A 22418-nucleotide genomic window follows, 5' to 3' on the forward strand; every position below is an offset into this window, starting at 1 on the left:
CACTCAAAATATTTTGAATTTTATGGTAATATTATAAGGTGTAACCTCACAAAAATGTATTTATATGGAGGGTTTATATGTATTTACAAGATATATTGCCAAAAATGTCTAAGCTTTATCTTGGAAGGATAGTAGATAGTTTTTTAAAAGATGTTCGCATGGAAACAGAAGAAGATATGAGAGATGTAATTCTTCGGAACATCGATGAATTTCAAAACAAAGAAAGAGTAACCCGAAATCTGAATTTCAACAAAGAGAAACGTGATATAGCATTAATCAACGAAATGATTCTCATGTCTTTAATGGAGCAACAGGGTTACTCACTAAGTGAAACGGACCTCTTCAAAATGGTTCACAAACTAGAAACAGAAATAGTAGAGCAAAGCAAGGATGATGATTATATTAATACAGCAATACCTGCGTATGAAGAAAGAGTTTATAGTGCGGTATTAAACGAGTCATGGAAAAAAGATGATTCACTCAATGAACATGAAATTAACATTTTGAATGTCCTTAGACAGGAGCTTGGTTTGACTAAGAGAGACCATCATCTTCTAGAAAGTAGGATCGGCCGTTTTCCACAGAAAGCTAATAAATTACATTCAACTAAACAAATTGAAAGGTCTTTAAAAAATCTTCAATCTCGTGGTGTAATTTTAAGGTTCAAAGAAGATACATCTTATTATATAATTCCAAAAGAAATAGCAAGGGTCGTTCGTTATGAAATGGGTGGTGAGCTAAGGAATGAAGTATATGAATCATTACTAGATGATTTAAACGTTTCACAACTTAAAGCTATCCTCCACAACTTAAATGTAAGTATTGGAGGTAAAAAAGAAGATCTAGTTTCAAGGATAATTAAACATAATATATTACCATCTACAGCTCTTTCGACATTTAGCTCAAAAGAACTTTCTGACATACTTAAGGGTCTAGAAGGTGCAAAAGTAAGTGGAACTAAAGAAGATAAAATCCAAAACATCATCGATTACTATGAAAATCTATCTACGCCAGAATCTTCGGACCCGACCGATGAACGAGCAAGGTTATATGACTTTTACGAAGAACTTGCATCGAGAGATTATAAAGCTTTAAGAGTTAATAAAATAATCGATAAAGATATTAAGACTGAGAGATACTTTGAAGAAGCTACTCATTATTTATTCGAGAAAAAACTAGGTGTAGAGACGACTGACATGAAAGGCTCAAAACATGCAGATGGAAAATTAAGGTATTCTTCCAAAGAAACAATTTTATGGGACAACAAAAGTACGGAGCAACCCTATCATTTTCCGGAAGAACATTTTAATCAGTTTCTTGGATATATTCGCTCAGAGGAAAGTAGAGTTACCTTATTCTTGGTAGTTGTATACGATTATACAAAAGAGGCAGTGGCGCAAGCTCAAAAGCTTAAAGCCTTTTCTGATCAAGATACTGATGTGGCTTTAGTAAAGGCCTCCGATTTAAAATATGTAGCCGAGAATTGGATGAATTATTCTACAAAAAAACAGCCTGTTTTCGATCTTCAAGTGTTTAATTTAACCGGCGAATTAACAAGGAGTATGTTGATTAGTCGCATGGAATGGGCGCTCTAGGATTTATGAAATCGTTTCTAAGCATTACAACCTTCATCATTTCATTCTATTTTTTCTCAAGTTTCTTTTATTCAGTTTTAGCTGATATTTTTACTGAACCAATAGGGATGGCTAGATTCATAGTAATCTTTTTTGGATTTATCATTTCGATTATCATCTCAGGTACCTTTTATCGTTTTCTTGAAGACCGTGAGCGTACATGGTTCCCACCTAAAAGAAGGTTGCTAGTTACTGCTGGTATCATTTTCTTTTTAGTTGCGGTTTTCGGTATCGACTATTGGAATGATTATAGGGAAAAGCCTGTGCTTGCTGCTATGAAGGTAAATGTTGAGAGTGATAGTCCGTTTTATTTGCTTATTGATCGTAACGAGGAAAGACTTAAACTGACATCGGAAAAAGACATCAAGCAGTTTTTTAGCTACTTTGAGGAAGTAACTGTACAGAGGGTAAAAGAAGATGAATGGCAATTAGGTAAGGCTTATAGTTTGCATCTTTATAATGAAAAAAATGGTCATAGATCATTCATCATTTCAAACGGATTTATCATGATCGGTGAATCTTTATATGAAGTGATAGATGGTGATTGGAATCCCATGGGAGTTATGAAATTTTTAGAAGAAAAAACCTGATATTAATAAATCGAAAGGTTGGATATTTCATGTATTCTCTAGGCACTTTACCTTCATTTGTAAAAGAAGAGAAGTTATTGAATGCGATTGGAGAAAATATTATCTTTGCTGACGAAAATTATGATATTGTATGGCTCAATTCGAGTGCGGTCAACCTGTTGAAGAAGGTGATCTCTTTATTCGATGTAGATTCCGTAGAGGACATAATAGGAATTAGTATGGACCACTTTCACAAAGAGCCTGCTTATCAAAGAGAACTTATGGATCCATTAACTACATCACATAAAGCAAGAATTAATATTAAAGATACTTATATTACAGACATCGTTATCAACCCTATTAAAGATAATGATGAGGTAAAAGGTTATGTCGTCATGCTGATGGATGTAACAACCAAAGCCCAAGAAGAGGAAAGAAAAGAAAATCTCATTAAAGAGCTCTCAGTCCCAGTGATGGATATTTGGGAAAAGACTGTTGCGGTACCATTAGTGGGAACGTTCAGTAATAAGAGAATCGATTTTGTCATCTTGAAGTTGCTAAACGTATGTAAGGAAAAGGATACAGATTATTTATTGTTGGATGTGAGCGGTGTTACAGAATTAATTGAGAAGACCGGATCTCAATTAGAGAAGATGATAACTGCCCTGAACACGATGGGTACGGAAGTGATTATAGTAGGGATAAGTCCAAAGTTAGCTATTCATTTAAAAAATTATTCATTTAACGCTAAATTTATATCATCCACAAAGGAAGCAACAAAATATATAATGGCGGTTCAAGATAAAGAGAATCGGACTGAAAAAGTATTGGAAGAAAACTTTTAAAGATTAAAATTAGTCTTTAGTAGGTAAGCATTTCCCCTGCACGCAATCTAACGTGCAGGATTTTTTTTGCAAAAACATCATCCATTTACTTATTATCAACGTATACTTAGTGAATCCCCTATAAATTGAGAAAGGCTGATCACTCACTTATAATAGTATTTATTAACTTTGTGCAAAAAGGAGACTAATATGAGCGATCGGGATTTAGAACTATATGACGCAATCCAAAGCGGCGACAAACGTGCGCTCGGAGAACTGTACGAGAAGTATGAAAAGCTCCTGTATTCTTTTGCTTTTAAGATGACAAGAAATAGAGAGTTGTCGGAGGAAGTGGTGCAGGAAGTATTCATTAAGATTTGGACCAAGAAAGGGATTTACCAGAAAAAGAGAGGGAAGTTTTCTTCTTGGATTTTGACAGTAGCAAGAAATATGGCAATCGATATCATGAGAAAAAAGAAGGTTCAAACCTATACGTTAGAAGAGAGAGATTCGGTGTATAGCGAAGAGCCATTAACTGAAGAGCTGTTCGAGTGGAAAGAAGATGCTGGTAGAGTTCGGGAGGCCATGGGTAGATTGAATGAGGATCAACGAGAAGTCATTCATTTATTCTACTTTGATGCATTGTCTCAACAAAAGATATCCGAACGACTCGGCATCCCACTCGGAACAGTCAAGGGGAGAATACGATTGGCATTAAATCATCTAAAGAAACATCTGGCGACAATCGACGAAAGGGGGGGATCGCGTGATGAATAGAGAAGAATGTAATTGGTTGATAGATTATTTTAACGGGGAGTTATCAATAGAAGAACAGAAACAATTTGAAGAACACTTGAAAAATTGTTCTGAGTGTCAGCAGGAATTGGCTGAGCTGAATGCATTGCACGAAGATCTCCCCTTCGCTTCTGAGCCTGTCGATCCTCCAGAGGGGATGAAAGACCGCGTGCTTGCGAATGTATTCGCAGCTGGTGAAGAAGAGTCGACTAATGAAAAAGAGACTGTAGAAGATAGAACGTCTAATGAAACAGATCAAAGAGTGACATCAATTAATGAACACGAGCCAAGAAGGAAGGTTCAGAAAAAGCAGGGTCTATTTTATACTCTCGCAGCAGTTCTGTTCTTATCGATTGCGGGGAATGTTTATTTTCTGATGGAGATGAGTGATACAGCTGAAGGTCCTAGTCCTGGTGAAGAGACTGAAAATCAGACAGACCGTCTCGTTCAGTCAGTTACTTTAGGCGCTACTGAAGTGATGGACGCGAACGGTCAGGCATCGATTTTAGAAAATGAGAATGGCCGCACTTTATTAGTGCAAGCAGATAATTTAGAGGCTGTGTCTGGTGATCAAGCATACCAAGTTTGGTTATTAGAAGGTGAACAGCCATATCGAGCAGGGACTTTCGTTCCTGGTGAGGATGGAAGTGGAGCCGTCTCATTTGATTTGGATCAACTCGAAGGCGTGAACTGGGATACGGTCGCGATTACACTTGAGCCGACCCCTAATAGTGAGCTCCCACAAGGGGATATCCTGTTAGCCGCCGGTTTGTAAGTGTTGTAACCAGCATCTGCCCGTGTCGCATTACTTCTTATTTGTTGAAGTGATGCGGCTCGAGGCAGATGTTTTTTTATGAAAAGAAGTTTATAATTAGATTGATCTTCTTTATGCCCCCCTATGATCCCCTTCCGAAAAATATCCCCTAAATTTGAATTGAAAAAATGAACTAAGGAGGTTGTTAGGTGATTCTGAAGCAACCTAAGTTTTCTATTTATCAGAAGATGTTAGAGTGTGCAGATTTTCGCATGAAAGATTTGAGCAAGCGTAGTTATGTTGATGGGTTGTTGTACAACGAACGTAGCGGATTGCTCGGCGAGGAAAGCTTGTTGTTTCCGATTAGTAAGATTGATTTTCCGTTTGTCGCGTTGTGTAATTTGCGGCTGATTTTGAAAGGTGTTGTGTTCCAGATGGATACGATTTTGTTGTCGCCGCGTTTCGCTTTGATTATTGAGGCGAAACATTATACGGGGCAGGTCTGGTTCGAATGCGATTTTGACCAAGTTCGGCAAGTGAGGCCAGGCGGTGAGGAGCGAATTTACGATGACCCAGTTCTTCAGGTCGAGGAACAAAAGTATTTGTTGGAGCTATGGTTGCAACTAAATGGATATGAAAACCTCCCTGTCGAAACCGTCGTTGTCATGACGAACCCCAACGCCCAATTGAAACTCCAGAAACCCTCTGAACTCCACAAAAAGAAAGTCATCACCCTTCCACGATTGTCCAAACGATTCCGAGAAATTTCCGATTACTTTGATGAAGAGTTTTATAGCATGGATCAAGTGCGTAGTTTAGGTGAAAGTTTGCTGCGCGCCGACCGCCCATACTGTCCAAATATATTGGAGCGGACTAAATTAAGTTCAGATGATTTTAAGAGAGGCGTGTGGTGTGTGAATTGCAAAGATTTTTGCATGAAGCGCGCGAGGTTGAGTTGGGAGTGCGATAGATGCGGGCTGCGAGATCGAAATGCCCATCTCCCCGCGCTGAAAGATTACTATCTACTGTTTGGGGAGGAGATTAGTAATTCACAATTACGCTGGTGGTTGGGATTGGAATCCTCGGACGTAGCTGGCTATCTTTTAAAAAAGTTGAATTTGAAGAAAAGAGGGCGTGGGAGATCGCTCAAACACCTTCTGGGCTTTGACTACTACAAGGATTTCGACTATATGGATGCCAGAAGGCACGAAAAAGATAGAGGTTATTAGAAAAGTAGATTTGAAAGATGATAGTCTAGGTTATTTTGCAAAAAGTTACGGAATTGGGATTGAATTCACGTGCAAATGTAGAAAGTCACGGGAAAGGGGATCGAATTCACGGGAAAGAAGCAGAAAGCCACGGGAAAATGGGTCGAATTCACGGGAAAGAAGCTGAAAGTCACGGGAAAGGGAACTGAATTCACGGGCAAATCCAGAAAGTCACGGGAATGAGTACCGAATTCACGGGATTGGGTGTCCAAATGAGGATCTACAGCTAGACTTTGTATTCAATAGAACCCCGTCCCACCAACACCTCAACAAAAAATTCAAAAAAATTTTAAAAAATAGTGATCCAATTGATCAACCCCTCCGTATGCTTAGTGAAATAAATAAAAAGGAGAGTGTTGAATAATGAATTGGAAAAGAGGATTAATGGTTGTACCACTTGCAGCGTCGTTGGTGATTCCGGGGACGTTGACGGTAAACGCAGACGATCACGACAGTCAGAATATGGAGCCTACAGTACAGAACGAAGCGATTGACCTTCGAGCGACTTTGGATCACTACTTAAGTGAACACGCGTTCTTAGCAGTTGAAGCTATGCGTAAAGGTGCTGATGGTGCTGAAGATTTTGATGCCATCGCAGCAGCACTCAACGAGAACACGGAAGACTTATCAGGAGCAATTGCTTCAGTATACGGCGAAGAAGCTGGTCAACAGTTCAATCAAATGTGGTCTGAACACATCGGTTACTTTGTTGATTATGTAACGGCTACTGCCGAGGGGGATGAAGACGGAAAACAAGCAGCACTTGATGAACTTGCTCAGTATAAAAATGAATTTTCTCAGTTCCTCGAGACAGCAACTGAAGAACGTCTAGAAGCTGACGCACTTGCAGAAGGTTTGCAAATGCACGTAAACCAACTGATCGGAGCATTTGACGCTTATGTAGCTGGCGATTATGAAACGGCATACGAATATGAGCGAGAAGCAATCGGTCATATGTATATGGTAAGTAAAGGTTTATCAACAGCAATTACGGATCAATTCCCAGATAAATTCAACGAAACGTCACCAACAACTAAAGCTGCGGACCTACGTTCAGACTTGAACAATCTATTATCTGAACACGCTGGACTAGCAGTAATGACGATGCAGAATGGAATTGACGGTTCAGAAGATTTTGATGCTTCAGCTGCAGCACTTAGCAACAACACGAACGATTTAGCAGCAGCGATCTCATCGGTCTATGGTGAAGAAGCGGGACAGCAGTTCAAAGAAATGTGGGCTGCACACATCGGTAACTTTGTTGAGTACGTTCAAGCAACAGGAGCTGAAGATGAAGAAGCGAAGCAAGCGGCGCTAGATGCACTTGATCAATACCGCGCAGACTTCTCAACTTTCCTTGAAACTGCAACAGAAGAACGCCTACAATCTGACGCACTAGCTGAAGGACTTCAAATGCACGTGAACCAATTGGTCGGCGCATTCGATAGCTATGTAGCAGGTGATTATGAGATGGCATATGACAACACTCGCGAAGCATATGCACACATGTTCAACCCAGCTGAAGGCCTATCAGGAGCATTCGTTGATCAGTTCCCTGAAAACTTCCAGGAACAATCACCATCAGATATGCCTAAGACAGGTCTAGCACCAGCAGATGAAGGCATGTCAGCTCTAGGGTTGACTACACTGTTCGGAATCCTTGCATCAATCATAGCAACAGGATTCTATATCAGAAGATCCGAACAATAAATTAAATAATCAAATGTAGAAGGACCGTCCACCCCCGGGCGGTTCTTTTTTGATGAAAATATCCTCAGCCTGCCTTCCAGTAACTTTTCGCATTCCAATATTCCACACTCATCATCCACCCCCCCAAACACTAGCAAAAGCAGCCGAAACTTAGCGCCTGATCATCCTAGTGGACATCTGGTACTTTTTTAACACAAAAGACTAAATAATAAGTCGCATTCTGTCGATAATAGACTTAGTTTATAAACGTGTGAAAGAAAGAGGTGTACATATGGAAAATGTTTCAAAGTATGTTCTGTTTCAATTAGATGATGAACGATTAGGTGTGAATATCAATCAAATTCATTCGATAGAAAGAGTGCCTGGACTAACGAAAATGCCTGAGGCACCGGAATTCGTCAAAGGGATTGTGGAACTTCGTGGTGAGATCACGACGATCGTCGATTTCAAGCAAATGATCCAAGGGGTGGATACTGATTTGACTCAGGAAACCCGCATACTGATTTGTCAGCTAGATGGTTTGAAAATCGGATTGTTGGTTGAAGCTGCCAAGGAAGTGGTTGATATCCCAGCAGATCAACTGGAAGAACCACCGAAAATGGTCGGGGGATTGAAGAAAGAATACATTAATGGCGTGGCCAAGCTGAATGATCGATTAATCATCTTGGTAGATTTGGACCGGATTTTCAGTAAAGAAGAAGTTGAGGAAATTCACGCAGTACAATAGAGATAGAAAGAGGATGAGTATGAATTTTAAAAGTATACGAATGAAAATTTTAGCAGGATTCCTGATCATCATTTTGTTGGTTGTGTCTCTAGGTGCATTTAATTTTTATTCGATCAGTCAAGTGAATACGAACACAGAAGATATCGTGGATGAACAGTTGCCGGTCTTACTCGCAGATGAGAAGCTTGCATTTAATATGGCTCAGCGAGTAGCTTTAGCGAACGCATACATAACATACGGTAGCGATAAGTATAAAAAAGGTTTCCAAGAATACACGGAAGATAGTGTAGAAGCACAAGAATTCCTTTTAGCTGAGAGTGGTTCAGAAAAGGTCGCTTCGCTGATCGAGCAAAGCAAGGAATGGAGACAGTATGTGGAGGAAGAAGTCTTTGCCACATATGACTCGGGAAGTGAAAGTCTTGCTCAAGATTTTATGGAAATAGAAGGGCAATCAAAGGCAAATGACATCATCACTGGTTTCGAAGAGATTTCAAATGAAAGAAGAGCATCAATGGAAGCTGATGGGGAAGAGATCATTGCAAATGGTAATAACTCATTATTGTTGGGAGCAATCGTCACACTCGCTGTCATTGTATTAGGAATTATTATTGCTTTATACACTGCTAGAATGATTACCAAACCACTTAACCAAGTGAAAAATCGAATGCAATCTGCAGCTGATGGGGACCTGACTCAGGAGCCACTTGAGACAAAATCGAAAGACGAGCTCGCACAGTTGATCGTGGCGACTAACGTCATGATGGAAAATAACCGCCAGTTACTTCAGAAAATTTCAGAAGTATCTGAGTCTGTTTCTGCCCAAAGTGAAGAGTTGACTCAATCCTCCAACGAGGTTAAAGAAGGATCTCAACAGATCGCAAGTACGATGCAAGAATTATCTTCAGGTTCAGAAGCACAAGCTGATCATGCAAGTGAATTATCAGAATCAATGAACAGATTTTCTGACAAAATGAAATCAGCGAATCAAAATGGTGAGATGGTTTACGAAAGTTCACAAGAGGTTCTAGGTATGACTGAAGATGGTAGTAAAGTGATGCAAGAATCCGTTCAACAGATGAGTACAATTGATGAAATCGTAAGAGATGCTGTAACGAAAGTGAAAGGTTTGGATAGTCAATCACAAGAGATTTCGAAACTAGTTCAAGTGATTCAGGACATCGCTGAACAAACCAACCTTCTGGCTTTAAATGCAGCGATAGAAGCGGCACGTGCTGGCGAACATGGAAAAGGTTTCGCGGTAGTTGCTGATGAAGTGCGCAAGTTAGCGGAACAAGTGGGGAATTCAGTCACGGACATCACGAATATTGTCGGTAGCATTCAAACAGAATCCTCCACTGTAGTAGGATCTCTACAAAATGGATATGAAGAAGTTGAAAAAGGTACAGCACAAATGAAATCGACAGAAGAAACCTTCGAAGGCATTCAATTTGCCGTTCAAGAAATGGCGACGAATATCAAGAGTGTTACTGAGAGCCTTACAGATATGACGCAAGATAGTCAGGAAATGAATGCATCTATCGAAGAGATTGCTTCGATTTCTGAAGAGTCTGCAGCAGGAGTCGAACAAACTTCAGCCTCAGCTCAACAATCAACAAGTTCGATGGAAGAAGTATCGAGTAGCGCTGATCAACTGACAGAGCTAGCAGAAGAACTGAATGATCTAGTGAAAAGATTTAAAATATAGATTGAAATTAATACTGAATTATAATTGTTAAGTGAAGAAAGCAATTTATTTTTGTTAATTAACTTTTTTTTCAAGAGTGAAAAAGGAGATGATTATACATACACCAGGGAGGATCATCATGAAAAAGGGAAATGGAAAGAATTTAAAAAAGGTTAAGTTAGGTTTGCAGATAAAGATATTTTTAGGTGTGTTTCTCAGCTTATTAATCAGTTCCCCGATATCAGCTTATATAAATTCTTTTATAACTGATATTCTGGATTGGAATGTTGGAGTTTATATAAATACGATTGTATCACTCCTAGTAACTTCGTTAATCATCATGCTATTTGTCCGTTTCATTATTACGAATCCTATTAAAAAGATTATTAACTCTGTCGCGGAGACAACTGAAGGTGATTTAACAGCTGAAATAAACCATAAGTCCAGTGATGAATTAGGTCAATTAGTAGATGCTGTTAACACCATGCAACAAACGTTAAGAAATAACATTGGCAAAATGGTTGAAGAAGTAGGCAAAGTATCAGATGAGGTGTCCGAACAAAGTGTCGAGCTTCAACGCTCAGCAAACGAAGTGAAAGAAGGTAGTACCCAAGTCGCTTCTACTATGCAGGAGTTGTCTGCTGGAGCAGAATCCCAAGCGGAAAACGCCAGTGATTTATCATCTGTCATGATGACTTTTACTGACAATGTGAAAGACGCTAATGAGAATGGGAAGAAGATCCAACAGTCTTCCGGTGAAGTGTTGCAGTTAACAGATGAAGGTAGCTTATTGATGAAAGCATCCGTGGAACAAATGAGTACTATTGAAGGGATTGTCAAAGAATCTGTCAAGAAAGTTCAAGGTTTAGATACACAATCCAAGGAGATTTCTAAACTGGTAAATGTGATTAATGATATTGCTGAACAGACGAATCTATTGGCTTTGAACGCTGCCATTGAAGCAGCAAGAGCTGGGGAACATGGAAAAGGTTTCGCGGTTGTTGCTGATGAGGTTAGAAAGTTAGCTGAGCAGGTGTCAGGTTCCGTAACGGATATCTCTGAAATTGTAGAGAGGATTCAGAGTGAATCCTCTCTAGTGGTAGACTCTTTACAGAGTGGATATGCTGAGGTTGAAAACGGAACTGGGCAGATCAAGTCCACTGGTGAGAAATTCGAAGGAATAGAACTTTCTGTAAAAGATATGGTAGTAGGAATAGAGGAAGTGACTAATAGTCTTACTGTCATCTTAAGGAATAGCGAAGATATGACAGCTTCAATACAAGAAATTGCCTCCATTTCGGAGGAATCAGCTGCAGGAATAGAAGAGACATCTGCTTCTACTGAACAAACTACCAGTGCAATGGAAGAAGTGGTCAGCAGTTCAACGGTATTAGCAGAGTTAGCCAATAACTTAAACATCAAAGTACGACAGTTTAAAGTATAACCAAGATACCTAAAAAAAGGCAATCGCACTCAAGCGATTGCCTTTTTTCTATTCTTTCAGTTCTGTATAGACTACTAGACGATCTTCACGCTCTGTTGTTTCTTCATCATATTCTCCCTCGCACGTAATCAAGTTTAGGAGACTACGATGGGAATAGCCAAAAATCTCTTTCACTGGTGAGTCTTCGCGAGGGTAGACTTCTTTTTCAAACACTTCAAATGTAAGTTTCTCACCATTCTCATCGGTTACAATGACTTCATCTCCAGGTTCAAGCTTGTGTAAATCATAGAAGACAGCTGGATTGACTGTATCATCCACATGTCCAGCGATAACTGAATTACCAGGAGCACCTGGTTGTGTCCCCGGCTCGAACCAAGCGACATTATCAGGGCCATCAGGTACATCCATCTGGCCATTATCTAAAAGCCCGACATGTTCGATGACTGTATCCACACCAATGGCTGGGATTTCAATACGCGTAGGTGCAATGCCTGTACGTTCATCTTTGATAATATCGCTACTTGAAAAAGAACTCTCGACTTTTTCATCTTCTGAAGTATCTTTTTCATCCTCTTTCACAATTTCTTCGGATTCATCTTTCTCAGGCTCTTCATCATTCTGTTCATTAGTGGTAACTTCTGTTTCTTCAGAAGCGCTTTCTGAATCAGAAGAGTCACCTGAATTCGATTGGTTTTGTGCTGAACTCGTACATCCAATTAAAAAAATAAGGAAGAATAATAGACTGAATAAACCTATTTTGCGTTTCATATCACATGCACTCCTCTTTTTCTTGAGATCTATTAAGCATACGATTTCATAAAAGGTTTGGATCATATGATTTTTAAATTGTACCAAGTAAATGGACTATGATATTATGACTGGGTTAAGAAGTGAAAAACAATTTTCCAAAATAAAATGAGAAGCATATGCATGAAAAGCTTTAGTCATATTTTTTAGGAGACTAACGAAAAGTTAGGAGGCACAATGTGTTATCCAAAGAACAATTACAAAAGATTGAACGGCTACAACTAGCAGTAGAAGGTCACGACAAAGTCGAACTGAAACTGAACTGGTATTTCTTGCGTACAAGAACGAGTGAAGAGGACGACTTCTTCTATTATGATGGTGAAAAACTAGTCGGATATCTAGCTTTATATTATATGGGTGGGGACTATGAAATGTGTGGAATGGTCCATCCTGATTACCGAAGAAAAGGAATTTTCGAAGAATTATTCCACCGTGCTTTACACGCTTTAACTGACAGAGAATTCGATAGGCTATTTATCAATGCTCCAGCAGACGCAACCAATGCGAAACATGCATTAGATAAAGTGAATGCTAAGTATGATTATTCTGTCTACCAAATGCGCTGGAAGAAGCAAGAGCTTCCTGAGCCCGACCAATCTGTTAAACTACGTAGAGCTGAATGGAAAGACGCCGAAAAAATGATTGATATCGATGTTCAATCATACTTTTTGGATCGTGAGGGTGCTTACGAACTGAATCACTCCTTGAATCAAGAACAAGGGCAACGAGCATACTTGATTGAATTTGACGGAGAGGATATCGGGAAAATCCGTATTAAAAAAGAAGGTATGGAAAGTTATATTTTCGGGTTTGCGATTTTACCAGAATACCAGCGAAAAGGTTATGGTAAGAAAGCATTGATTGAAGCGGTACGGATGGAACAATGCGAGGGTCAATCCATTTTCATCGAAGTGGAAACCAATAATGAATTCGCTTTGAATCTTTACCAATCAGTCGGTTTCAAAACGTTACAGACACAAGACTTTTACCTATATATGCGAGAAGTTTAAAGAACGAAGAGCCTTAATTCTTAACTAGGATTAAGGCTGTTTTTTTGGGAAATATGTTAGAATATTACTATTGAATAGCTTTTGGAATGAATCGGTGGATATAACATGATGAGGGGTGGGCGTAGGGTGGAACACAACAATCATATTAAAAATATTTTAAAAGAAAGCACTTTATTCCGTTTATACTTTATATTGATGAGTATCCTTGCTGTGGCTTATGTTTCTATAGAGACTTATAAAAGTGAGATTAATAAACCTTTAATCGAAAAATCAGGTTTAACTAAATCAGAATTCTTGGAAGCACATAGTTTAACTATCCTAGCAAATAACGTGGAAATCGCATTAGTTGTTTTAGCGTTGCTCGGTGTTTGGGTGATTTATTTAAAAAAGTACCGTCCTTACATGGGGAGCTTTCTCATCAGTCACATTATTTTTCTAGCAGCGATATTTTTAATGGGTACCGTCGTAGCAAAAATCTTTGATGCGCCCGTTGGGAATTTAACTGAAATCGTATTCTCCACCGCAGGACCTGTGCTTTTACTGCTTATTATATACATCGCCCTGTCGGTAAAGAAGGGGTTGAGTGTTTTAACCAGTAGTTGATCTTTTCAAATCCTTTTGATTACTCTTTGCCACATGATTCCTCCACCAATTCCGATACTTGCATAGATGAAAAGATTCAGACCTATGTCCCAAAACACTGTACGTTTCAAATCGATCAATGCAAAGAAAATCATGATGAAGGATAGCACAAGTAATGGTCCGAACACCCACAGAAAAATATCTATGCGAGTGAAACTTTTTAGTTGAATGACTCGCAGAACCCCCGTTAAAACAAGTACTATGAATAATAAAACGACATGCTGTCCAAAACTCACATCGACCGGCTCCTTTAAAGTAGTACTACCATTTTACGTGAGAGGTCATAAAAAAATTCACCTTCTTAGATGGAAGAAGATGAATTCTTTTTGTGTTGATAAAAATACCACAGGTGAAAAAAGATATTAGCCGCTAAAATACCGTAGACCATACTAGCGATATAAGCATTGAAATAGGATTGGGTAATCCCTTGATTTACAGCGATGTAAAAAATGAATCCGGCTACTGCCCCTGCCGCTGAATAAGAAGTCATTTTAGCTGAATAAATAAAGTATTTTGAACCATTTTTGATACGGTCCAACCATCGATCCAGCAGAATAGAGACAGGTAACCCGAACAAAACATAGACAGGTGCTGAGTAGACTAGTGCAAATGTAAATGTTTCAAAAAAGCTGAAATAATATACATTTTCCATACGGCTGCCCTGTGGGACATAGTTAAGCCCTGATAATATAAGAGCAAATATAACACTTGATATCAATAAAATAATAACCCTATATAGCATGGTAAACTCCTTTATAAACGCCCAGTCCGCTTTTTACCTTCTTCAGTTACAGCAAACTTTCGCTTCATGTTTTTAATCTGATCCGTCTTGCGAAAACGTAGCGCCGACCAATCATCGTCAATGGCAATCTGACGAACAGGTTCAAATCCGTCTGTTGACAGCATGGAACCAACAGAATCACGGCTCGCATCTGATCCTTTATACTTTTTAGATGATTTCTTAGGATAACATAGCCACAATATACCATTTAGAGCCAAGTGTTCAACAGCGAGCTTTGCAAAACGCGCAATTTCCTCATTATTTTCACCAAAAACCTGAATGAATGGATAACGCTCTTTTTCCGGGTTTAAGTGCACTTCCTCAGGGAAGTGAGGCACCACTTCTTGTTTATATGATTCTGGGGCATTCAAAACCAACACAGGTTCTTGTTGAAGTTTAAATTGTAATTTTTTGATTACTGGATGTAGCTCAGTCATACGATTACTCCTTCTCAGAATTCGATTGATCTTCATCCGATTTATTTTTAATACCATGTTGGAAAGCGAGTCCGAAAGAAATCCCTACCCCTATTCCTATTGCGGCCCCAAGAGCCATTGAATCCAGAGCGACCCCCAATGATGTTCCTAAACCTATTCCAATAGCAATTCCCGCACCCATTCCTTGTTTTTCGTTCAAATGATCAGCCCCTCTTTAATTGGCAGTCCCTGACAGAATTATTACCCTAATTGTATCCTTTTCAAGATGAAAGTAAAGATTTGAAAGCAAATTCATTTTGGAAAGGAAAATGTGTAGATACGGTGTGAGTCTGCGATTACGGGCTGTGAGTCTGCATTTATGGCCTGCGAGTCTGCATTTAGCTCAGAAAAGTCTGCATTTACGGTCGATTAGTGCGCGTTTAGCCCAAAAAAGTCCGCGAATAGCACCGAGGAGTTCTCAAATCCAGAAAAGTTACAAATTAATCCAAAAATTAGATTTGAACTGTGTTATCCTTACAATAATTAAATACATAATTATCAGAAAATATGAAACGCTCAACTAACAATATTCGTATTATTATTAGTCAATTAATCATTTATATAGTGAAACTACACGTGAATTTAGAAGAGATTTATACATATTCGCAATTGTTTGAGTTGTAAGTGAGCTTTGAGCTCTATATGGATTAAGGGAGGCTTGTCATGGTAGAAAAATTCATCTTGATTGCAATAGCATATCTCGTGGTTACATATATTCTCGAGCTTGTTCTAGTCAAACTTTTCGACGTTGATAAACCTGAAGAGCGGGACGAAAGGTATGTGAATAATTTCCATCATTACCTTCACAGAGGGTTGTTAGTTTTAAGCTTCCTAATCCTGTTTTTCGGTTTTTATTATGAATCTAAATATGGTTCATTAAGTGTATGGTGGATCCTAGCGACGGGTTTCGCACCTATTTTTGTTGGGCTATTGATCGACTTGGTCATGCAATTAAAATATCAACCCCAATTCAGGAGACACATCTTATCGGCATTTCACATCATTTGGTTAACCGGGACTGTGTTTACTTTTTTCAATATCATCACCTAAAGGAGTTTTGGGTATGAACGTTTTTTACGCAGCCATGATTTCTTTGTTTCTTCTTTCGGTCTACGATTTCTGGATGAAAAAAATTACTGGAATTAAACGACGCAGAGAGTCTATAAATTCCTCACAAGAGAAAACGGAGTCCGTTCTATTGATTATTTTTGCATTCATTTTCATTGCAGCGATAGCAATTCTCCAAGAAAATTTGTTCAGCCTTTTTAACTTCTTCATTTTCCTTGGAGCGTATGGACTTATAATTCAATTGATAAATTTCAGTTTCGAAATGAAATATGCACCACAAGAAAAACGTTATCTAAGATTAATCCCTGACAAGATGCTTTTTGTTACATTCATACTCGTTATGCTCAATTCTGTTTAGGGAAATTAAGGAGTTGATTCAATGTTTTGGCCTTTACTATGGATTTTGGGTTCGTTTATTTTGTCAATCTACATCGTCAATACCATTTTAAGGAATAAATACAACATCCAAAAACGAGATTGGACTGATTTTGATAATAACCACGTCAATGGAACTCATAGAAAAATCTCTTTTTTTATGTTTATTATCACTGCTCTAGTGTTTATAATTGTCGTTTATTTGAGGTTTCCAAAAGATCCTACATATATCTTTTTTGGTTTTGCGATTGTGACTCTGTTATTAAATGAAACACTGAAAGTCTATATGGAATGGAAACACCGAAGACAAGAGAAGCACTACATCTTGGATGCTAGTAATCTAGTATTATCTCTGATTTTCACCGTGATATTCTATGTTTATGCAATCAGCAATTTCCCATCCCCCTACTAATAAGGAGCAACATTCATGAACCTACAGCTCATCGGTCTATTCAACATCATTACTCTAGCCGTCATCGGCTGGATCTCATCAACCAACATATATCTACTCATCTTGACCGCGGCCCAACTCATTTACGTACCAATGATCTTACACCTTTTACTTCGTGAAAATGGGGGTGTCTTCTCCAAATGGTTACCGAGAATCACGATTGGCGCCATGACAGCGGTAGTTGCAACACTCCTAGTCGGAGATGACGTCACCACCACTTGGTTGGCTATGGCTTATTGGGTCTTCACCATGGCGGTTGCATTATTTGGGATCAGCCGTCTGTTGCAACCTCGTTACCGTCGTATCGAAGAAGTGATGATCAATATCGGCATGATTTATCTTGTCATTGGGGGAGGGTGGTTCCTTGCCTCAGAAGCGGGAATTGATACGGGTTTCTCACCAATCATTACATGGCTGACGGGTGTTCACTTTCACTATGCAGCATTTCTTTTTCCGATATTCACCGGGTTCCTTGGACGACTTCATCAAAGTAAATTGTACCGTCGAGCGGCGATTGTAGTTGCTATCGCTCCTATTTTCGTAGCTCTAGGAATCACGTATTCTGTCACGCTTGAACTGATTTCTGTTTTGTTATACATATTTGGGATTTATAGCTTGATTTTGGTCGCTTTCCGTACGAAATTTGCGAATCGACTTCAACGTTGGTTGTGCCGCATATCTTTTTCAGCTCTAGGTGTGACGATCCTTTTTTCACTAATGTATGCGTATGGGAATTGGTCGGGTCAATTTACAATCACAATCGATTTCATGCTGCAATTCCATGGGGTGACGAATGAGCTAGCCTTTGGACTATTAGGTGTGATTGGGTGGTCGCTAGCGGTGCCTTCCGCAAAGCCTTTTGAACAAAAGATTCCGGTCAGTCATATCAGAGGTGGATGGAAAATTGGTGAAGGGGTTGTTCGAAAACATGAAGATTCATCGAAGTCATATGCTGGTCTCGTGGATGATATGGCGGTTTTTTCTGAACAAGCGAGAGAAGAGAAATCTGTGATTGATGACTTTTATGAAAACACAGTAAATTACCGTCTTTACGCACGTGTGAAATGGCTAAATTGGTTTAAACCATTTGCAGCTATTTTTCGTCTTATCAGTAAAGGGATGCAGCAATTGAATCTACCTTTGAGAAGTGAGCGTGTCGAAATGACCGGTGATATCTTAGCAATTGATGATGCGAAAGACAGTCGCCAAAACGTCCGAGCATGGATCAGGAAAGTCGATGGTGATACGGTTTTCGTGGCGCTGTATTCGATTCATTCAAACAACGGTATCACATTTACGAACATTGCTCTTCCTTTACCTTTCTCCACCATGGTCGGTGTGTTGAGACATTCTAAAAAGGGTAAAGGTATACAACTGACGAGTAAAAAATCAACTGACGATGCAGGAATATATTTGGCAGGTAAAAAGATGTTTTTCCGCTTACCGATTGACGAAACATTCTATGTTGAGGAATCGGAAAAAGGGCATCTGACCGCCACTCATCGAATGTGGATTTTTTCAATTCCATTCTTAAGAATTGAATATGATATAGAACGAAAACGAGGGGAGGAGATTTGATGATTCATAGTGTGAATCCTTATCTGATATTCGAAGGAAATGGAAAAGAAGCGGCTTTATTTTACGAAGAAGTACTAGGGGCGGAACGAATAGGGATGCAGATGATGAGTGAATTACCTCAAAGTGAGTATGGGCCGTTTTGCGATGGTGAAGATCAGCTCCTTCATGCCCACTTGCGAATTGGGCAAACAGATTTAATGCTCACAGACGGTCAACCTGGAGAGCGATTGGCTGTTGGGAACAATGTCACCGTGGCAGTCGCTGCTGATGACAGAGAAGAAGCAAGGCAGTTATTCGACCGATTAGCAGAAGGTGGCGAAGAACTTATGGCCCTTCAGGAAACGTTTTTCAGTCCCGCCTATGGCCAGGTTACTGATCGATATGGGGTCACTTGGCATGTATCGACGCACGCACAAAAAGAAGAATCGATCGATGAAGTAAATTTGTAGAGGGAAGGGAAACTTTCATGCGTTCTGAAAAAGAAATGATGGATATGATTTTAGGGTTTGCTGAAAAAGATGAACGAGTTAGGGCTGTGGTGATGAATGGGTCACGCACGAATCCCAATGCCAAACGAGACATCTTTCAGGATTACGACATTGTTTATGTAGTCACTGATGTAACCCCGTTTACTGCTGACCATAGCTGGATAGACCTTTTCGGTGAAAGGATCGTCATGCAAATGCCTGATTTGAATGATTTTTCGGGGGCTCCTGGAGAAAATGGAAGATTCGCTTATTTGATGCAGTTCGCAGATGGTAACCGGATTGATTTGACGTTGATTTCCACGGCATTAATTGACGAACATATCGGGCAAGATCCACTTGAAATGATTTTATTGGATAAAGACGAAAGATTGCCTGACTTACCACCACCGACAGACCGAAGCTATTGGGTGAAGAGACCGACTGAAGAAGATTTTCGAGGCTGCTGCAATGAATTTTGGTGGGTGACTCCATATATCGCCAAAGGATTATGGCGAGGAGAAATTCTATATGCAAAAGGCATTATGGATGGACCGATCCGTTATGCATTCAATCAAATGCTCGATTGGAAAGTCGGAATAGCACACGATTTCCAAGTTTCAACCGGGAAATTCAGTTCGTATCTGAAGGATTACTTAGATGAAGAAACTTGGAATAGAGTGTTAAGGACGTTTTCTTCGGCGGAAGCAGAAAAGATATGGAATTCACTGTTCGTAATGTGTGAATTGTTCAGTGAAATTGCACAAGAGAATGCGAAAAACCTTGGCTTTTCTTACAACCGAGAAGAGGAGAGGAAAGTGAGAACGCACCTACACCATGTTCGTAAGCTCCCAGACGATGCGACTGAGATGTACTAGGTTCTTTGGGTGTTTCGCCAATTAGTAGGGCGATGAGTTGAACTGAAATTTACTTTTCGTGCAGTTTGAGAGGTTACATATTTTAATAACGATAAAAGGAGGGATCTTGTTGGGGGGGCTTCTCGTTTTATTTGCGTTTTTCGTAGTTGTCATGTTGGTCATGATTAACTCGAAACTTAATAAGTTGATTCGTCATCATAAAGTGGGCGAAATTGAAAAGTTAAGTGATGATGAAATTGAAAAAGAATTGCAGCGATAGGCTTAAATCTAAGGGAAGCAGGTGGCTTATACTAGATACCTATCTTTTTTTCATTCATAATGGTAATAACTACTAGCTTTTATGACAATAATCGAGGTTTTGTTGGAGAGAGGGAAACAACAATGAGCAAAGTCTATAAATTCATTCGAATCGTTCTCATACCAGTTATTTTGACACTTTTGATTGTTATTCCTAACTACGATGATTTGCATTCTGAATCATTTTATTACTATACATTGATGGGGCTCATTCCTGCGCTCCTTTTCCGTGAAGTTTGGAGAAAGATGTTCGATGAATGGTTTTATGAGCGTTGGAAAACTGAGAGAAATAAGCCGATGACCTATCATTATGCAAAAGGGGCAGCTATTGGCTTGGGCCTTATTTTTATTGTCGCTTCTTGGTACCAATATGTTTTCAATGGTTTGACCCCATGGGATATTATCATACGCTTGAGTGACGTTGGTTGGGCGCTGATGATACCCGCGATATTAATTTTAGGTGGCTTATTAGGTTGGATCCAGAAGCCGTCCCAAGAGCGTAGATTCAGGAAAGTGGAGAAGCGGATGGCTGAGGATAAGGAAAAAGATTAGATAAAGCTGAAACGTATCCTTTCGTCGAACGTAATGTTAATAAGACATTATGTACGATTGAAAGGGTATTTTTATGTGGAGAAAATGGTTCGAATTCATATTCACGTTAGGTTTGCTGGTTTTACTTTTAACAATTCCTGATCGAAATGAGGTAGCATATCCTGTCATTTATTATGTGACAGTGATTGTTCTCTATGGGATCGTTTTGGTTCAAATTGTGCGCAGTAGGAACAGTGATCTAAAATTTTTTTATAAATGGAAAAGAACGAGGGATTACCGATTCTGGTATCATTTTATTAGGGAATTCTCGAAAGCTTTTCTCGGTGTTTTAATTTTTGGAGTTTTTCATGCGTGGGTTCTCCATGGAAGAAACCCATTCGAGGTAATTTTTATTTTTTATGTGGCACTGATTATGGGTGTACTTGCTGGGACTTTTTCCTGGCAGTTAAACGAAAGTAAATATATTAAAATCTATGAAAGCCTCAAAAAAGAAGGGTACTTTGATCAGTCGCGGTAATGTATGAAAGGCTCGTAATTTGTTAAAATGATAAAAAGCATACTTGGTGAGGAAGTGTTTATATGTCTTCGAACAACGGTTTCGATGGTAAAAAATTAGTTTGGGTCATTATCTTTTCAGTAATTGCAGTAACTATTATCACTTATGGAATGTATTACTATATGCAACAGAATGAAATGATCGATGAAGATCTTAAAGAATCTGAAACTGTAAATGTATATAGTTAGTTTAAACCCCCTATGTTACAGGGTAAAATAGTACTAGAAGATTTCTATAGGGGGTTAATCCAATGAATATTCATCAAGATGGTAATGAGTTTTACTATGGTGATCAAGATGACAAAAAAGCTGAAATTCATTTTGTCGAAAGAGATGAGGACCATTTAGAAATTGATCATACGTATGTAGCGGAAGAACTACGTAACCAGGCGATTGGACAAGCTTTAGTGGAAAAAGTTGTGCACTACGCACGTGAAGTGGATAAGAAAATCATTGCGACGTGCCCTTACGCAAAAATGCAACTTGAGAAAAATGAGGATTATCACGATGTTATTTCGCTAGACGGAGTAGAAGGGGCTGAGTAAAGCCTCTTTTTTATGTAATAACTGATAGTTTGTATGGTAAAATTAGCTCAAAAGTGTAAATGGTGAGGAGAAGTATGATGGGTTTACCTACATGTGATAGTTGCGGCCATCAGTGGTCTTGGAAGAACGCATTCAAAATGAATTTTCGTTTTGGTGGGGGCACGAGATGCAACAATTGCGGTGAAAAACAGTATATGACGACAAAATCTTTTTGGAAAACATGGATGATTTTGTTGCCGATATTCTTGATTGTTCCGACTTTCATAGCTATAGAAATCGCGGCTTTTGTTGTGATTCTGCTTGCTATCGGAATACTTTGTGCAACGCCTTATTTTCTTGAATTATCGAGTGAAGAAAAACCGATGTGGTAATAATGAAGGCGACTCATTTGTTGAGTCGCCTTTTTTGGTGCAATGAAAACTTTTTTTATATTTGAATTTAACCGAACCTAATTTACGTTTATCCGAACTAAACTAAAAATAATTGAACCTAATTTCGGATTAACTGTACCTATCACCGAAACAACTGAA

29 protein-coding genes are annotated in these 22418 nt (G+C 39.1%); 24 read left to right on the forward strand and 5 right to left on the reverse strand.

Going from position 1 to position 22418, the window contains the following annotated elements; genetic code table 11:
- The first annotated feature begins 77 nt into the window (after positions 1–77).
- From CEY16_RS06975 to CEY16_RS07020, 11 genes are all read left to right on the forward strand, one after another.
- Positions 78–1595: an SAP domain-containing protein gene (locus tag CEY16_RS06975; RefSeq protein ID WP_101331277.1), complete on the forward strand. Its 1518-nt coding sequence runs from the start codon at positions 78–80 to the stop codon at positions 1593–1595.
- A gap of 5 nt (positions 1596–1600) precedes the next feature.
- Positions 1601–2224: a hypothetical protein gene (locus CEY16_RS06980; protein ID WP_143484599.1), complete on the forward strand. Its 624-nt coding sequence runs from the start codon at positions 1601–1603 to the stop codon at positions 2222–2224.
- A 29-nt stretch (positions 2225–2253) separates the two neighbouring features.
- Complete coding sequence (locus tag CEY16_RS06985) at positions 2254–3048, forward strand: STAS domain-containing protein (RefSeq protein ID WP_101331279.1); 795 nt, start codon at positions 2254–2256, stop codon at positions 3046–3048.
- 189 nt (positions 3049–3237) lie between these two features.
- Positions 3238–3804, forward strand: coding sequence for an RNA polymerase sigma factor (locus CEY16_RS06990; RefSeq protein ID WP_101331280.1), 567 nt, complete (start codon positions 3238–3240; stop codon positions 3802–3804).
- Positions 3797–4597: an anti-sigma factor gene (locus tag CEY16_RS06995; RefSeq protein WP_101331766.1), complete on the forward strand. Its 801-nt coding sequence runs from the start codon at positions 3797–3799 to the stop codon at positions 4595–4597. Before CEY16_RS06990 ends, CEY16_RS06995 begins: the two co-directional genes overlap by 8 nt.
- A gap of 188 nt (positions 4598–4785) precedes the next feature.
- Positions 4786–5805, forward strand: coding sequence for a nuclease-related domain-containing protein (locus tag CEY16_RS07000; RefSeq protein WP_101331281.1), 1020 nt, complete (start codon positions 4786–4788; stop codon positions 5803–5805).
- Positions 5806–5858: 53 nt separating this feature from the next.
- Positions 5859–5993, forward strand: a complete 135-nt coding sequence (locus tag CEY16_RS15495; protein WP_274379930.1) for a hypothetical protein — start codon at positions 5859–5861, stop codon at positions 5991–5993.
- A gap of 214 nt (positions 5994–6207) precedes the next feature.
- Positions 6208–7554: a copper amine oxidase gene (locus CEY16_RS07005; protein ID WP_101331282.1), complete on the forward strand. Its 1347-nt coding sequence runs from the start codon at positions 6208–6210 to the stop codon at positions 7552–7554.
- A gap of 271 nt (positions 7555–7825) precedes the next feature.
- Entirely contained in the window at positions 7826–8281 is a 456-nt protein-coding gene (locus CEY16_RS07010; protein ID WP_101331283.1) for a chemotaxis protein CheW, read from the forward strand.
- A 19-nt stretch (positions 8282–8300) separates the two neighbouring features.
- Positions 8301–9986, forward strand: a complete 1686-nt coding sequence (locus CEY16_RS15500; RefSeq protein WP_274379931.1) for a methyl-accepting chemotaxis protein — start codon at positions 8301–8303, stop codon at positions 9984–9986.
- Positions 9987–10104: 118 nt separating this feature from the next.
- Positions 10105–11409 (forward strand): methyl-accepting chemotaxis protein, encoded by a 1305-nt coding sequence (locus CEY16_RS07020; protein ID WP_101331285.1) that lies wholly within the window; start codon positions 10105–10107, stop codon positions 11407–11409.
- Between the two features lie 48 nt (positions 11410–11457).
- On the opposite strand, the gene CEY16_RS07025 is transcribed toward CEY16_RS07020, so the two are convergent.
- Positions 11458–12177, reverse strand: a complete 720-nt coding sequence (locus CEY16_RS07025) for a class F sortase (protein WP_101331286.1) — start codon at positions 12175–12177, stop codon at positions 11458–11460.
- Positions 12178–12395: 218 nt separating this feature from the next.
- On the opposite strand from CEY16_RS07025, the gene CEY16_RS07030 reads away from it, so the two are divergent.
- Both CEY16_RS07030 and CEY16_RS07035 read left to right on the forward strand, forming a co-directional pair.
- Positions 12396–13226, forward strand: coding sequence for a GNAT family N-acetyltransferase (locus tag CEY16_RS07030; RefSeq protein ID WP_101331287.1), 831 nt, complete (start codon positions 12396–12398; stop codon positions 13224–13226).
- A gap of 126 nt (positions 13227–13352) precedes the next feature.
- Positions 13353–13829 carry a hypothetical protein gene (locus tag CEY16_RS07035; protein WP_143484600.1) on the forward strand — a complete coding sequence of 159 codons (477 nt, stop codon included), beginning with the start codon at positions 13353–13355 and terminating at the stop codon, positions 13827–13829.
- Between the two features lie 5 nt (positions 13830–13834).
- Here the strand turns inward: CEY16_RS07035 and CEY16_RS07040 are convergent, their stop codons facing one another.
- From CEY16_RS07040 to CEY16_RS07055, 4 genes are all read right to left on the reverse strand, one after another.
- Positions 13835–14104, reverse strand: coding sequence for a hypothetical protein (locus CEY16_RS07040; protein WP_101331289.1), 270 nt, complete (start codon positions 14102–14104; stop codon positions 13835–13837).
- Between the two features lie 65 nt (positions 14105–14169).
- Positions 14170–14610 carry a hypothetical protein gene (locus CEY16_RS07045; RefSeq protein WP_101331290.1) on the reverse strand — a complete coding sequence of 147 codons (441 nt, stop codon included), beginning with the start codon at positions 14608–14610 and terminating at the stop codon, positions 14170–14172.
- 11 nt (positions 14611–14621) lie between these two features.
- Positions 14622–15086, reverse strand: a complete 465-nt coding sequence (locus CEY16_RS07050) for a DUF3052 domain-containing protein (RefSeq protein WP_101331291.1) — start codon at positions 15084–15086, stop codon at positions 14622–14624.
- Positions 15087–15090: 4 nt separating this feature from the next.
- On the reverse strand, positions 15091–15285 hold the full coding sequence (locus CEY16_RS07055; RefSeq protein WP_101331292.1) for a glycine zipper domain-containing protein: 195 nt from the start codon (positions 15283–15285) through the stop codon (positions 15091–15093).
- Positions 15286–15788: 503 nt separating this feature from the next.
- Between CEY16_RS07055 and CEY16_RS07060 the strand changes: the two genes are divergently transcribed.
- The 11 genes from CEY16_RS07060 to CEY16_RS07105 all read left to right on the forward strand — a co-directional run bounded on the left by CEY16_RS07060 (position 15789) and on the right by CEY16_RS07105 (position 22259).
- Positions 15789–16175 (forward strand): DUF4181 domain-containing protein, encoded by a 387-nt coding sequence (locus CEY16_RS07060; protein ID WP_101331293.1) that lies wholly within the window; start codon positions 15789–15791, stop codon positions 16173–16175.
- Positions 16176–16188: 13 nt separating this feature from the next.
- Positions 16189–16551, forward strand: a complete 363-nt coding sequence (locus CEY16_RS07065) for a hypothetical protein (protein ID WP_101331294.1) — start codon at positions 16189–16191, stop codon at positions 16549–16551.
- A gap of 21 nt (positions 16552–16572) precedes the next feature.
- On the forward strand, positions 16573–16980 hold the full coding sequence (locus tag CEY16_RS07070; protein ID WP_101331295.1) for a DUF4181 domain-containing protein: 408 nt from the start codon (positions 16573–16575) through the stop codon (positions 16978–16980).
- Positions 16981–16995: 15 nt separating this feature from the next.
- Entirely contained in the window at positions 16996–18597 is a 1602-nt protein-coding gene (locus CEY16_RS07075) for a YndJ family protein (protein ID WP_101331296.1), read from the forward strand.
- Positions 18597–19046, forward strand: a complete 450-nt coding sequence (locus CEY16_RS07080; protein ID WP_101331297.1) for a VOC family protein — start codon at positions 18597–18599, stop codon at positions 19044–19046. The genes CEY16_RS07075 and CEY16_RS07080 overlap by 1 nt, the downstream gene beginning before the upstream one ends.
- 17 nt (positions 19047–19063) lie before the next feature.
- Positions 19064–19939 carry an aminoglycoside 6-adenylyltransferase gene (locus tag CEY16_RS07085; RefSeq protein ID WP_101331298.1) on the forward strand — a complete coding sequence of 292 codons (876 nt, stop codon included), beginning with the start codon at positions 19064–19066 and terminating at the stop codon, positions 19937–19939.
- A gap of 109 nt (positions 19940–20048) precedes the next feature.
- A complete protein-coding gene (locus CEY16_RS15185; RefSeq protein WP_162297882.1) occupies positions 20049–20198 on the forward strand; it encodes a hypothetical protein in 150 nt (49 codons plus the stop codon).
- A 122-nt stretch (positions 20199–20320) separates the two neighbouring features.
- Positions 20321–20788, forward strand: a complete 468-nt coding sequence (locus tag CEY16_RS07090) for a hypothetical protein (protein ID WP_101331299.1) — start codon at positions 20321–20323, stop codon at positions 20786–20788.
- A 579-nt stretch (positions 20789–21367) separates the two neighbouring features.
- A complete protein-coding gene (locus CEY16_RS15190) occupies positions 21368–21532 on the forward strand; it encodes a hypothetical protein (RefSeq protein WP_162297883.1) in 165 nt (54 codons plus the stop codon).
- Between the two features lie 62 nt (positions 21533–21594).
- A complete protein-coding gene (locus tag CEY16_RS07100) occupies positions 21595–21888 on the forward strand; it encodes a GNAT family N-acetyltransferase (protein ID WP_101331301.1) in 294 nt (97 codons plus the stop codon).
- Positions 21889–21965: 77 nt separating this feature from the next.
- Positions 21966–22259: a TIGR04104 family putative zinc finger protein gene (locus tag CEY16_RS07105; RefSeq protein WP_162297884.1), complete on the forward strand. Its 294-nt coding sequence runs from the start codon at positions 21966–21968 to the stop codon at positions 22257–22259.
- Positions 22260–22418 lie beyond the last annotated feature (159 nt).

Source organism: Halalkalibacillus sediminis (assembly GCF_002844535.1).
Classification (GTDB): domain Bacteria; phylum Bacillota; class Bacilli; order Bacillales; family Alkalibacillaceae; genus Halalkalibacillus_A; species Halalkalibacillus_A sediminis.